9 protein-coding genes are annotated in these 14119 nt (G+C 42.6%); all 9 read left to right on the forward strand.

What is annotated here, in order from left to right; all coding sequences use genetic code 11:
- The first annotated feature begins 52 nt into the window (after positions 1-52).
- The 9 genes from CLOAM_RS09795 to hisS all read left to right on the forward strand — a co-directional run bounded on the left by CLOAM_RS09795 (position 53) and on the right by hisS (position 14039).
- A complete protein-coding gene (locus CLOAM_RS09795) occupies positions 53-3031 on the forward strand; it encodes a coiled-coil domain-containing protein (protein ID WP_015424263.1) in 2979 nt (992 codons plus the stop codon).
- Entirely contained in the window at positions 3031-4518 is a 1488-nt protein-coding gene (locus CLOAM_RS02425) for a hypothetical protein (RefSeq protein WP_015424264.1), read from the forward strand. The genes CLOAM_RS09795 and CLOAM_RS02425 overlap by 1 nt, the downstream gene beginning before the upstream one ends.
- The gene (locus tag CLOAM_RS02430) at positions 4506-4967 is read left to right on the forward strand and encodes a hypothetical protein (protein ID WP_015424265.1); all 462 of its coding nucleotides are present in this window, start codon (positions 4506-4508) and stop codon (positions 4965-4967) included. Before CLOAM_RS02425 ends, CLOAM_RS02430 begins: the two co-directional genes overlap by 13 nt.
- A 21-nt stretch (positions 4968-4988) precedes the next feature.
- A complete protein-coding gene (locus tag CLOAM_RS02435; protein WP_015424266.1) occupies positions 4989-5645 on the forward strand; it encodes a hypothetical protein in 657 nt (218 codons plus the stop codon).
- 1596 nt (positions 5646-7241) lie between these two features.
- Positions 7242-8759: a histidine ammonia-lyase gene (gene hutH / locus CLOAM_RS02440; protein WP_044278837.1), complete on the forward strand. Its 1518-nt coding sequence runs from the start codon at positions 7242-7244 to the stop codon at positions 8757-8759.
- Positions 8760-8790: 31 nt separating this feature from the next.
- A complete protein-coding gene (locus CLOAM_RS02445) occupies positions 8791-11295 on the forward strand; it encodes a tetratricopeptide repeat protein (protein WP_015424270.1) in 2505 nt (834 codons plus the stop codon).
- Positions 11292-11930, forward strand: a complete 639-nt coding sequence (locus tag CLOAM_RS02450) for a hypothetical protein (protein WP_015424271.1) — start codon at positions 11292-11294, stop codon at positions 11928-11930. Before CLOAM_RS02445 ends, CLOAM_RS02450 begins: the two co-directional genes overlap by 4 nt.
- A gap of 11 nt (positions 11931-11941) precedes the next feature.
- Positions 11942-12760: a tRNA pseudouridine(38-40) synthase TruA gene (gene truA / locus CLOAM_RS02455; RefSeq protein WP_044278838.1), complete on the forward strand. Its 819-nt coding sequence runs from the start codon at positions 11942-11944 to the stop codon at positions 12758-12760.
- 19 nt (positions 12761-12779) lie between these two features.
- Entirely contained in the window at positions 12780-14039 is a 1260-nt protein-coding gene (gene hisS, locus CLOAM_RS02460) for a histidine--tRNA ligase (protein ID WP_015424273.1), read from the forward strand.
- Positions 14040-14119 lie beyond the last annotated feature (80 nt).

Genomic DNA, 14119 nt, shown 5'->3' on the forward strand with positions numbered 1-14119 from the left:
CGTATTTTTTCTACAGGCTAATATTACAAACTTCAACATTCTGTCAATAGCAATGCCAGATCTAACCTTCAAACTCGTCCTCGTTACTAATGATGCCAGTCTTAAGCTTGCAGAAGTCAAGCAGGAGGTGGAGTCCACCCAGTCTGCGGTGGAGAAACCTGCTGCTGTTAAGATAACTGCGGAACAGGCTCTGGCTACCATTCGTGACGTGAAGATCGCAGTCGATGGAGTCCTGCAGGTGGTGGGCGGTCTGGTCAGATCTATGAACGGTCTGCTCGATGCCTCACTGGGGCAAAGACAAGCCATGACTTTGGCTTCGATAGCCTTTGGCGAAGCTGCGAGTGAGATGGGCAATTTTGCATCCTCTATGCAGTCTGTGACCAATTTTGAAGATGATAAGCTTCTATCTCTGATGTCCAAACTCTCCCAGACCTTCAAACTCAATAAAGACGAGATTCAACAGCTTGTGCCGGTTCTATTAGACTTCACCGAAGCCAATAAAGCTACCGGGATGAGCGTGGAGTCTGCCTTTGATCTCATGGGGCGGGCTCTGAATGGGCACACCGAGATGCTTGGCAGATATGGCATCGAACTCGATGATACTCGCTTGAAAACAGAAGGAGTATCCTATCTGGTCGAGAAGCTTGGCGAGGACTATGGCGGCACCTCAGTAGCTCTGGCTGATCTGCGCTTACAGAATACCAATGCCTGGGGAGATATCCAGGAGACAGTGGGTGATATGCTTACCACTCTGATCAATCCCCTCCTTAATGGATTGAAACTGCTCATGGATGCCTATAACAGCCTGTCTCCGGTGATGAAGGGTTTCGTAGCGGGTATTGTGATAGCTATACCGGTTATCGGCACTGTCACCACTGCGGTAACTGCTCTGACAGCGGCTTATCATGCTCTGCAGGTAGCCATGAACCCGGTTGCTGGCATCATCGGCATAGCTGTGGGTGCATTGTCTGCCTTGGGCTTTGGACTGGCTGCAGCCTCCACTAAGACTTATGAAGTTAGTGTTGCCCAGAGAAGTATGAACGACGAGATCAAGGATGCCGAACGGCAGGTATCTGTGGAAGCTGAGAAGTTCAGTTTACTGGCTTCCAGGCTATTGGAACTGCGTTCTGCTACTTCTCTCACAGCCGCAGATAAGCGGGAGATGAAGAACGTCATCAAGTCCCTGAATGACAACTACTCCGAGTATCTTGGCAACATCAATCTGGAGACGGTAGCCTATAATAACCTTGCTACCGCCTTGCGTGCCGCTTCCGAAGCATTAGTTCAAAAGAAGATAGCCGAAGTTTATGGAGAGAAGTACAATGCCCAGATCAGGAAGGTAGCTGAACTCCAGATCGAACTAGATGAGAAGAGAGCAGACTACAATGCAGCTAATGATCGGATGAACCAATTGAAGGCATCTGTGGATTGGGAGTTCCTTACCAGTGATCAAAACGCTATGGGCTTCAATCCTGCTTCCTACTTCGGTAATGATGATGAGTGGCTCAAGTTAGAAAGACGGCTCAACTCTTTTGGGGCATTAACCGGACAACTGCAGGCTGCCAAGAATGATCTACAGCAGATAGGTCAAGCTTATCGCCAAGCTATGTTGGATGCTCCCGATCTGAGTTTTCAACCTACTGGTGGTTCTGGTGGTGGAGGTGGCAGCACCACACCCAATCAAGCCACTGCCGATGCCGAAGCCAGACGCAAGGAAGCGTTACGATTGATGGAAGATTTGGCCAGGCTGAGACAGACAGAGACCGCTCGCATTGAAGCCGAATACCAGAGACGACTTGCCCTGATCAGAGAGTTTACCCAAGATGGCAGTGAAGCGGAACATAATGCTATTGAGAACCTTGATGCCTGGAAGACCCAACAGGATAATGAGCTTGCAACTAAAGAGAAGGATGCAGTCCAAGCCAGATACAAGGCTGAGATCGATTATTTCTCCAATCTGGAGAACCTGGGAGTCGATTCTTATGCCGCTCTCAGGGCCAGCATGGAAGAGTATTATGCCTGGGCTCTGCAGAACCTGCCTCAGCAAGAGCAGCAGCTTATCCAAGCTCAAATAACCGAGATAGATGCCCGGCACGTCAAACTGCTCCAGGAACGTCAAGATGAAGAGAAGGCCAAGCTGCAGGAACTGCAGGATATCCGGGACGAGTTTTATTCTCGTGACCTCGATAATATAGGTGACAGCTACAGCAAGCAGCTTCTGGAAGTGGATAGATACTATGAGAAGATGAAGGAGAAGCTTCTTGCCGCAGGGATGACCGAGATTGAGATCGAAAGACAGAAGCAGGAGACTTTGAACACCCTCAGAACCAATCACCAGCTTCAGGTTTCCAGTGGCATCTCCAAGATCTTCGGGGACCTAGCAGCAGCTCAGGACAAGGACACCGAGCGTGGTTTCAAACTCTGGAAAGCCTCAGCTATGGCTCAAGGCTATGTGGATACCTTTTCTGCCGCTATCGGTGCCTATAAGTCTATGGTGGGTATCCCGGTAGTGGGACCCGGGCTGGCAGTGGCGGCGGCTGCAGCTGCGATGGCTGCCGGTATCGCCAACATCGCCAGGATCAATGCCACCAAGTTTGAGAAGAAAGCCACCGGAGGACTATTGACAGGACCTTCCCATAATCAGGGAGGTATCCTGATCGAAGCCGAAGGTGATGAATACATCACCGCCAAAGATAGGGTCAAGGCCTTGGGCAGGAACCTCTTTGACTTCCTCAACTTCGCCCCTCTGGAACAGGTCAAGCTTGCTTTCGCCAGTATGCCTGTTCCCTCAGTACCTATTCCCAGTAACCTGGGCTCATATTATGCCACCGGTGGCACTATCTCTTCCGGAGGCGGTATGAATACCCTCATCGATCTGATTGGCGCTCTGAAAGATGAGATTGTCTCCCTCAAGCAAACAGTCATGGACTCCAAGCCCATCATCGAAGTCAATGTTGATCCACTCTCCAATGATCCGGTTAAGGTCTCGGAGATAGCCGATACCGGCAAGATGATCAGGAGTGAGATCTAATGCCTAACCTCTTCAAGATCGACTTCATACAGGGCAAGACCGATGCTTCTGACTATAACCAGGTCAAGCATAGCCTGGAAGATACAGCTACCAATAGAGCCATCATCAGCCTATCTGTCTCTGCCGATAAGCTGCAGTCGATCTCCAACTACAGCAGAGAACCCAAGCGGCTAGTCTTTGAGTGCTTTCCCACTGCTTGGATAGAGGAGAACATCCTCTCTGGCAACAATGAGCATGAGCGTTACATATCTCACTTCGAGGTTAGGGTCTATCGGGATAACACACTGTTCTTTATGGGCATTATAGACACATCACAACTGTCCTTTGATGTATCATCGGGAGTGCTCAAGATCACCTGTTACGATAAGATCAAGCTGCTTTCACTGTTCTCCGACCTTACTCACTATTACTCGCTTACGGCTGGTTATCAGCCCCAATGGATACTCGGCTACTTTATACAAGACATAGAGCAGAAGATACCGATCAGCATTCCATACTCCAACCAGTTCACTCTCCCAACTTTGAACATCAGTTCCGATAGCGCTATGACCATTGCCCACATCGACTTTGATGACCTAATTCAATTTCCCAACCCCACCGGTGGCTGGACTTACAGTTATGACAGCTCAGGCTGGCCGGGACCTTTCTGTGGCTTCAGGATCGATACTGTAGTAAACCGTATCAGTTTTGTATTTGCCTATAAGAAAGTGATCAAAGCCACTTATCCCAATCCTGCCACCACCAGATACCAAGGCCGTTATCGTGGACGCATCTACAAGTTCTTCAATAACATCTGTCCTGTTGTTATTGAGTATGATGAAAAGACCGACTGGGTGGAAGATCTGGCTTCACTGGAAAACGCTGCCAATGAGTTTATCGGCTTCTATATTGAGAACGGTATCTCCGAGACTACTCTCTATACCGGATTAGTATCCGTAGGTTCAATAGATGGTCGGAACTATGGCAGCAGTCATTACATTGGCCACTGGGTCGAAGCTCATTTTCATGGCAATCTCTTCCCGGCTATGCTGTTTCCGGGCAAGGCCTATGAGAACTACAATGATGAGCAAACCGATAACATCAAAGCTCTGCAGGCTATGCTCATGCTCTATAATGCCACCATCTTCTCCGATCCCGAGGGACACATTGTGCTCAAGAACAAGGATGCCTATGCCAGTGCGATAATTGATATTGATGCGGATGATGTAGTCAGCTTCGTCAGCAAACGGGGCAATCCGGAGAAGCCGGAGATCAACTGTCTGGATATCTTGGCAGGAGATACAACTCAACTGCAAGGCAGGATTAAAGACTATCTGATCGACTTCCATGACTCCAAGTGGAGCTGCGAAGCTGTCATCGATCAGCTCAGTAAATACAACCTCAATCTCCAGTCCAAGCTGCGCATCCAGAATAAGATCTATGCGATAACCGAACTGGAGCGGAACTACATAGATGATGAATACAAGGTGAAAGCATGGCTGTTATAAAGGGCTTCAAGCTCATCCGCTGGGCTAATGAGGGCATCTATTACTTCTTCTGCCCCAATGGGCAGATCGAGTATAACCCATCCCAAAAGTACCGTATCGAGAAGAAGAACGCCTATGATCCCACTATCATTCATAGAAGGGATGCCTATCGGGAGGACTCTTTCGATCTGGAAGCGGTACTCGAACCAAGCGAATACTACGGTCTGATGAACTTCCTCCTCAGTCCCGGTAAGCTCTATCTGGAATACACTGCCTACAACAGCATCAAAAGCCAATTCCCGGTCACAATAGCTCAACTGCCAAAATGTCCGGATGATCTGCACGAGTATCCCACTAAGGTCAAGTTCAGTGTGGAATCCAGATATATAGGCAGTCCCGGCTATATCGACTTCGGCATCATCATTATCACCGACTCTGACGAGACGGTTAACGGTCAGACTGAAGTATAAAACACTACTAAAGGAGCATAAATGTACAAGTTCGCTATCAGCTATTATACTATGGAAGGCACAGAACGGAAGCCTCAATCGGGAGTCGATATCCGACTGCTCAGGCCTGGTCAATCTTGGCCAGAGGGCAAGAAGCTCATCGAAACCACTCCCAACTCGGGATACTATGAGATCAGCATTGAAGCTGAAGCCGACTGCGGATTCTATGAGCTCTGGGACGATCACGGTAATCCCCAAGGCCAGTTCAGCGGCAAGACCTGCACTATCGGGAAGCTCGATGCCCGAGGTCTGCAGACCAACTGCATCTATGGTAATCACATCCTGGATGGAGTGGTTACGGGAAGCAAGATCGCCAATGCAGCTATCGGTACAGAGCACCTGCAGAATGGACTATTATCACTCTCTAAACTCCAATACGAGCTTCAGGATCAGAATAAGGGAGTGGGAGACAACAGCCATTCCAGCCCTGCCAATCTGCATGATGACAAGATAATCACTCACGTTCTGGATAAGGAGTATCCGGAGCTGCCGCACATCATCCTGACCAACCAGTGCGATGCCTTTCTTTATTTAGCCAAAGTCAATCTCGATGGGAACAGGGTTACAATCCTGATTGGGATCAGCCAGGTCTATACTGCCACCGATCCTTTCTATAAGCTCCTTGCCCTCGCTAAATGATGCCCAAGAGAGAAACCCGGTAGAATAGGGTTAATGAGTGGGCTGGGTACTAATAATTGATCCCCTTCGCGGTTACCCAACTGATAAATTTGTAGTTGCGACTTTGCTCGCCTCGCAAAAGTGTTCAAGTCCTATCCACTCAATATGATAAGAAAGATTGATGTCTTGATAGACAATCAGATTGAATGAGTGCTAAACATAATCCCAAGCCAGACAATGATATGCAAAATCCAGTTGAAATAATCGTGATATTTTCACCTGATTCATCATCGTTTGATCAATTTGCAATTCAAAATTCGTAACTTGTTCCGCCGGTAACGATTAAGAAATCCATTTGAAATAATCGTGATATTTTCACCTGATTTAGCTTCGTTTTATCAATTTGCAATTCAAAATTCATAACTTGTTCCACTGATTACGATTAAGAAATCCATTTGAAAAAATCGTGAAATTAATTTTGAAAAAATCGTGATATCGTTTTGAAAAAATCGTGATATCGCAGACCACCAAAAACGCCGATTTGAAAAAAATTTGATACAATTTGAAAAAATAAGTGAGAACGCATAAGAGAAGCTTGAATTGGTCTTTCCTGATTTTGGTTGACACAAATAGTGAGGATAAATAATAAAGCACAAAGTAAGGAAAGCAGTTAGCTACTCTAAATCTTATAAGATTATGGTAGTAAATTAAATAGTATCAGGAGGTATAAGTATCGCCTCTGCAGTTGAGTCCCAAATGTTGGTGTAAATTCCAATTTTTTTGTTTGATAGGTTCTTTGAGGACATTCTAACTATTCTCGTTACTCACAATCTATATTATGCCAAGCGGTCATTCGTATTATATTCATCTTGTTACTTCCAGTCAAGCTCTTTTTCATAACAAGCCACCTTGGGCCAACCCTTTGCATATAGAAATAAAATGTATAGGATTTATCCGGTTATCCCTCATCTTTTCCAATGGCTTTGAAAGGTATAGTTTTCCTCTTATCCAGTTCACTGAATAGCAATTTGCATAACACTAAACAAGAGAAGGCAATCACTTCTGCCTTTTAATCTTTCTTTTCTTTGGTTGAGTTATAAACTTCTCCTTGTTTTTTAGTTTTATACAAAATGATCCAAACAAAGAGCGGGATTCGGCTCAACCTTTTTCTTCATCTGGCCTAACCTAATTTACACCAACCTTTGAGACACAACCTTATTTTATCAAAAAAAGGATATTTTTGCTTTTCCTTTTATCGTGCAAATATAGATTCTTTCATTACCGTATAATTTGTGGGATTGTTATAGTGCATTTGTAAGTGTGCTTGCTTTCTGTTTTAACTCACAATTTTTTATTTGGGAAAATATCTATAGCGCGGTTGGAAGTGAAATAGTTCGTAGATTGCGGCTTTCTGGAAGGCAGGTGAAAATTGTGAGTCAAAACTTTCTCAAAACTTTCTCAACCTTCTCTATCCCTTCAACCTTTTTAGCCCCATGCAAAATAAATTAATGGCATGTTGTTTCCAAGCTTGACAAAAACATATCTATGCAAATAAAGGCACAAAATTGGCATTTTTTATGTTTACCAACTTAAAAATTAATGAAAACAGAGGATAAAATGCAGGAAATTATCATTGACGGCAATTCCTTAACTTTAGAGGCAGTGGAACAGGTTGCTTGCTACAATACCCCCATTCGTCTTTCTGATTCCAGTAAGGAAAAAGTAACTAAATGCCGTGCCTATGTAGATAAAATAATTGAAAGCGGCGAAATTGTTTACGGGCTGAATACCGGTTTTGGTAAATTCAGCAATGTAATTATTCCTGAAGAAAACATAGCTGAACTACAATTAAATTTAATTCGCAGTCATTCAACCAACATCGGAGAACCCTATTCCGAAGTGCAAACGCGGGCTATAATGCTTTTAAGGATTGCAGTTTTAGCTAAAGGGCATTCCGGAATTCGTTTAGAGACATTGGAAACCCTGGTGCAAATGTTGAATAAAGGTATTCAGCCAATAATTCCAATGCGGGGCTCAGTTGGAGCAAGTGGAGATCTTTCTCCGCTTTCACATTTGGCATTAGTGCTGATTGGTGAGGGTGAAGCAATTTACAAAGGTGAGCGTCTTCCGGGTGCTTCAGCAATGCAAAAAGCGGGCATAAGCCCTGTCCAACTTGCTGCTAAAGAAGGACTTGCTCTTAATAATGGCACTCAAGTTATGACTGCTTTGGGTGTTTTAAACCTTTTGGAAGCGGAGCGTTTATGCCGTTATGCCGATATCATTGCCGCTATGAGCATAGATGCTTTAAAAGGGACTCCTAAAGCATTTGATGAATTGATTCATAATTTAAGACCACATCCTGGTCAGAAAATTTCCGCAAAAAATATCAGAACCCTTTTGGAGGGAAGTCCTTTACGGGAATCTCATCGTAATTGTGGCAATGTTCAAGATGCTTACAGTTTGCGATGCACACCTCAAGTTAATGGTGCAGTGAGAGATGCCTGTTCGTATGTGCGAGGCATTTTGGAAATAGAAATAAATTCAGCAACGGATAATCCGCTTATTTTTCCGGATGAGGGTAAGGTTATTTCCGGGGGCAATTTTCATGGTGAACCCTTAGCTATCGCGTTGGATACTTTAGGTTTGGCAATTAGTGAACTTGCCTCAATTTCCGAACGCCGCATTGAACAGATGTTAAATCCTGCTCTTTCACGCGGTCTTTCTCCTTTTTTAGCAACGCGTCCGGGAATTGATTCCGGTTTTATGATTCAGCAAATGACGGCAGCATCGCTGGTTTCGGAAAATAAAGTGCTGGCTCATCCTGCCTGTGTAGATTCCATTCCCACTTCTGCCAATCAGGAAGATCATATTTCTATGGGATCAATTTCGGCTATAAAACTTTGCCAAATAGTGCAAAATGTGGCTTCCGTTCTGGGAATTGAATTGCTGATTGCATGTTCTGCACTGGATCAAAGGCAAATATCTACTTCTCCTGTTTTGGAAAAAGTAAAATCGGCTTTAAGAGAAAATGTTGCTCCTTTACAAGGTGACCGGCTTATGTATCCTGATGTAAATAAAGCAATTGAGTTGGTTCGTTCCAAGCGTTTGGACGAGATTTGTCCTGAAATTGGTTGACAAAATTTTGCCGTTTAGGGGCTATTGAACTATGAAATTCAGGGATATAATTATCTGTCTGCTTTGCCTTTCCGGCATTTTTGCCTGCGAGGTGAATACTATGTTCAATGCCCGAAATTATTTTAAATCGGCACAAGCAAGACCTTTAACCAGTAATGGCAGACCTAATGCTCAAGCTATTGATGAATATACGAAAGCGATAAAAAAATGCGGGAAAATTATTTCTACCGATAAAAAGGGAAAAAGAGTAGAAGAAGCATATTATCTGATGGCAAAATCCCTTTATTATAAAGGCAATAGTGCTTTTCAGGCAAAAGACCAGTTTCAAAACCTTGTTATTCGTTTTCCCGATAGTAAATATGTTCCCGAGGCATATATTTATATTGCCAAAATTTTAAGAGAAACGAATCAGCCCAAAGAAGCGGAAAAATTGCTGGATGAATTCCTCCGCAATCCCAAATATCGTAAACATCATCCTGAAGCATTATTCGTTTTAGCCGACTTTGCTATTAAGGATAAGGACTTTATTAAAGCTCAACATTATCTGGAAAGGATAATTACGGAATTTCCCAAAACAAAAGAATACCGCGAAGCATATTTCCTTTTTGGCAAGAATTATTACGAACAAAAGGATTACGATAAATCGCTGGAAGCATTTAAAAAAATGCAAAAAGCGCGCGGTATTGATAAAACTATAAAGCTTGAGGGAACTTATTACATCGGTTTGAACGAACTGGAACTTGGACAGGCAGAAAAAGCACTAAAGACAGCTAAGGGCTTGATAAAATCGGAATCTCGTCCCGATAAAATTCCTTTTGTCCGTTTGCTGAAGGCAAGAGCTCAATTTGCTTTGGGTGATACAACCGAGGCGAGAACTGAAATTGAATTCATTACTAAAAATTATCCTCGTACCGAAGGTTCTGCAGGTGCCTATTATTACCTGGCAGAATACTATTATTATAATCTGGGTGATATTCCTAAAGCGGTTTTGAACTACAATCGGGTACGTACTGAATTTTCGGGTTCTCCACTTGCTCAAACGGCTCAAGAAAAAGCGGTTGCCTTAGGATTTGTAGCTCCGCGCACAGGTCTTGACTGTGAAACAGGACTTTCTCAATTTTTGGATTATCATTACCAGGCGGCGGAAAGTTTTTTGAATGTCCTTTCTTTGCCCGATTCTGCTATTGCCCATTACCAACTTGTTATTTCTCCAAAAGATACTTTAATTGTCAGACGCGATTCTTTACAGACGGCAATAAACAGAAATAATGCTATTCTGGATTCGCTTAGAGCGCTTTTACCGCCACCGGAAATTCTTGCAATAGACAGTTTAGGACTTTTAGAACAGGCGGAACTTCCAGTGACACAAACAGATATAACATCCGAATCTGCTTTTGCTGATACCCTATCTGAAACAATTATCAGTAGTCCAGATAGTTTGCAAACCTTTGCAGATACATTACAAATAACGGAATTAGAACTTCCTGTAGCGGATAGTTTATTTGTGGCAGAGACAATTTCTGAGGGCGATACCTTAGCTACTGAAGAAGAAAAAACTAAAGATAAAGGTCTTCCAGATTCCTCTTTGGCAGAAGAAAAAAAGGAATTATCTCCTCCGCTTACTGAAACAACAGAGCCAGATTCTTTAACTTTGGTAATTGCTCAACGCATTCAAGACCTGGAAAAGGAAAACGCAAGATACAACCAGCGACTGGAAAAACTGGAAGAAATTATTGAGCGTTTTGAAAGTGAAATAATTCCTTTCTGTATGTTTGCTATGGGTTCTATCTATCATAATCGTTCTCCTGAAAGTCCTGAAAATAATGAAATTATGGCTAAAATGCAGGAAGAATATCCGGAAAATAAATTTACCAAAGCCCTTTATGCTCTGCAGAATAATTTGCCGGTGCGGTTAATTGACCCCAAAGAAGAAAGGGAAGAACAGCTTTTAGATATGTATTTTGAGCAAATTTACACTGCTCCTGATTCCGCTCTTGCCGGTTTACAGGAACTTACAAACTCTCCCTACCATAAAATTAAGCTGGCTGCCAATTACCGTTTGGGCTGGTATTACGGTTTTGAACAAATTGATACTCTGCTTGCAAAGCCCTATTTGAAAGCTGTTTTGGACGAACCTGAAGCAGGCGAATATGCTGTTGTTGCCCGTAGATTCTTTGATGGCAATAAGTTCCTTCTGCGAGGTTCATTTCCTGTTGTTATTCCTCAAACTGATACTACTGTAGTTGATTCCACTGGAGTTGATATAGAAGAAAGCATTAAGGAATGGTCTTTTCCTGCTCCTGCAGAAATTTATGAGACCCTGCCGGACAGCTTGAAAATTTATAGTGGCATTCCTATGCTGATGGATTCTTTGGTAAAAGCTGTTTCTCCACCTGAAGACACGACGGAAGAGAAAAACACATCTCCCGAAATGGAAACGGCGGATGATAATATTCCCACACCGGAAAATAATCCTGTTCCTGCGTTACCGGAAGAGCTAATTCCGGAAAAAAAAGAGGAACTGCCACTTGAATGAAGTGGTTGAATCATCCCCTTTCGGGACAGCATTTCTATCTAAAATCAGCTGTTTTTTTAACCGGGCTGGCTATCGGACTGGATTCTTCCCTGCGTCAGCTTTTAATACAGTTGGTATTGATTTTGGCTATTCTGATTTTTGAGCCGAAGCTATATCTTTCTCTGCTCAATGCCTTGAAAAAATTGCTGCCTTTTTTTGCCGGTTATTGGGTTTTTGCTACTCTTTTTGGTCAGGAATTTCTTACTACCGTGTTTTTCAGTGTCCAAATTTTATATCTGATAGCTGTTACGGTTTATGTGTTGGGAAATGTGAAAATGGAACAGATAGCAAGCCAAAGCAGATGGCTAAGAAAATGGAAACCGGTAAATTCATTGTTCTATTATCTCTTTGCTACAGTATTCTTTACCAGGTCTTTCTTTGCCGAATACAAGAAGATGAAATTGGTTAAAGAAAACAATTTTTCCCTGGCTCAACTTTCGGATGTTTTAGCAAATGTATCTGCACTCTCCCCTCAAATTAGCAATTCAGTTACCAATCTGCTAACATTTGAAGGGGAAGAAAAAAACAGCAATCCTCAAGCTAACTATTTGGGTATTTTCTTCTTAGCCCTATTAGTTATAGTGCACGGCTTATAAAAAGGTTGGCTATGGCAAGATACTTAATAAAAATATGTTATGATGGCACGGGTTATTGCGGATGGCAAAAACAGAAAAACGGACTTGCCATTCAGGAAGTTATGGAAAAAATGCTGGAGATATTTGCCGGTAAAAAAACCTCCCTAATTGCTGCTGGAAGAACCGATGCAGGAGTTCATTCTTTAGGCCAATATGCTCATTTTGATTATAGTGGTTCAATGCAGGAAAAGCAATTGTTTTTGGCTTTTAACAGATATTTGCCTGATTCTATTAAAGTGCTGGAAATAATGAAAGTTAGCCCTTGTTTAAATGCTCGTTACCAGGCTTATGAACGCAGTTATCGCTATCGTTTGGCTAAAGAAAAAACACCTTTTAACAGAAATTACAGCGGTTTCTTTCCCCACTTGCATTTAAACCTGGAGAAAATGCAATCTGCTGTACAATACCTTTTAGGAAAACACGATTTTTCCACATTCGGGAAAAGCAATCCGGAAGTTCCCAATCGTATTTGTGAACTTAAACACATAAGTATAAGCGAAACGGAACGCTATTTTGTTTTTGATTTTACAGCTGACCGCTTTTTGCATAATATGGTTCGGAGAATTGTAGGAACTTTGGCTAATATATCACATTTGCATTTGCCTCCGGAAACGGTTCTGGAAATATTGGAGAATAGATGCCCTCGCCAAAATTTAGTGATCACTGCTCCTGCATCAGGACTTTACCTGATGGATGTTAAATATCCGGCAAAGTTTCTTGACGAATCTTACAATCCTAATTTTGAGGAAAATGGGATGGTAAATACCCCTTTGCTACATTCAATAAAATAAAAGGAAGAGGAAAATAAAAATGAAATACAATATCCCGCGCGGAACTTTTGATATTCTGCCTGAAGACAGCTATAAATGGCAATTTTTACAGGATAGCTTTCGTAAAATGGCAACTTGTTTTGGCTATGAAGAAATAACTACTCCCATTTTTGAGGTAGCTGAACTCTTTGAACGCAGTTCCGGAGAAAGCTCTGATGTTGTCCAAAAAGAAATGTATCGTTTTCAGGATAAAAAAGGTAGGGAATTTGCTTTGCGTCCTGAAGGCACCGCTCCTGTAGTTCGTAGCTATGTAGAAAATCATCTGGATAAACTTTCTTCCCGCACAAAATTATTTTATTTGGGACCTATGTTTCGTTACGATCGTCCTCAGGCAGGAAGATATCGTCAATTTTATCAATACGGAATAGAATTTATCGGCAGTAACAATCCTTATTACGATGCAGAAGTGATAGCAGTTGCTTTTTTGTGGCTTAATAAATTGGGTTTGAATAACTTGCGTTTGGAAATTAATAGTGTGGGCTGTCCTGATTGTTCTGCTGTTTATGATAAGGCATTGCAGGAATATTATAGACCTTTTTTGCCCAAATTATGCCCTGATTGTGTGAAACGGTTGGAAACAAATCCCCGTCGTTTACTGGATTGCAAAGTTCCTTCCTGTATAGAATTTAGAAAGAATGCACCTTCGCAAATGGATTATCTGGATGAGCCCTGTAAGAAACATTTTTCTGCAGTTTGTGACTACTTGCAAGCTATGAATATTCCTTATACCATCAATCCAAGAATAGTGCGCGGACTGGATTATTATACAAACACCGCTTTTGAAATTATCTATGAGGGCTTGGGCGCACAAAATTCCCTCGTTGGAGGTGGAAGATACAATGGTTTAGTTGAACAGATTGGAGGGAAAAGTATTCCTGCTATTGGTTTTGCCGGTGGTTTTGAACGCCTTCTTCTGGCTTTAGAAGAAGAGAAAATAGAACTTATACCACCTTCTAAACCGGATGCTTATCTTGTTTGCGTTGGAGACAATACGCGTCTGCAAATTCTGCCTTATCTGAATGCCCTAAGAACTAAAGGACTTATTGTGGATTACGATCCCGATAAAAGCTCTCTGAAAGCCCAATTAAAATCCGCTGCCTCCAGTGGAGCAAAATATGCTATAATCATCGGGGAAAATGAACTTGCCACTAAAACAGTGAACCTTAAAAACCTGCAAACCGGTGAACAAATAGCTATTCCGATGGATGAGGAATACACTATCAACAAAATGAAGAATTAAATGGGTTGCCGAATTCCGATTCGGCAAATGCCGTTAGGCATACTTTTTTAGCGGACTTTAACCTCTTTGGCAAATCGGAA

It is taken from the genome of Candidatus Cloacimonas acidaminovorans str. Evry (assembly GCF_000146065.2).
GTDB classification, from domain to species: Bacteria; Cloacimonadota; Cloacimonadia; order Cloacimonadales; family Cloacimonadaceae; genus Cloacimonas; species Cloacimonas acidaminivorans.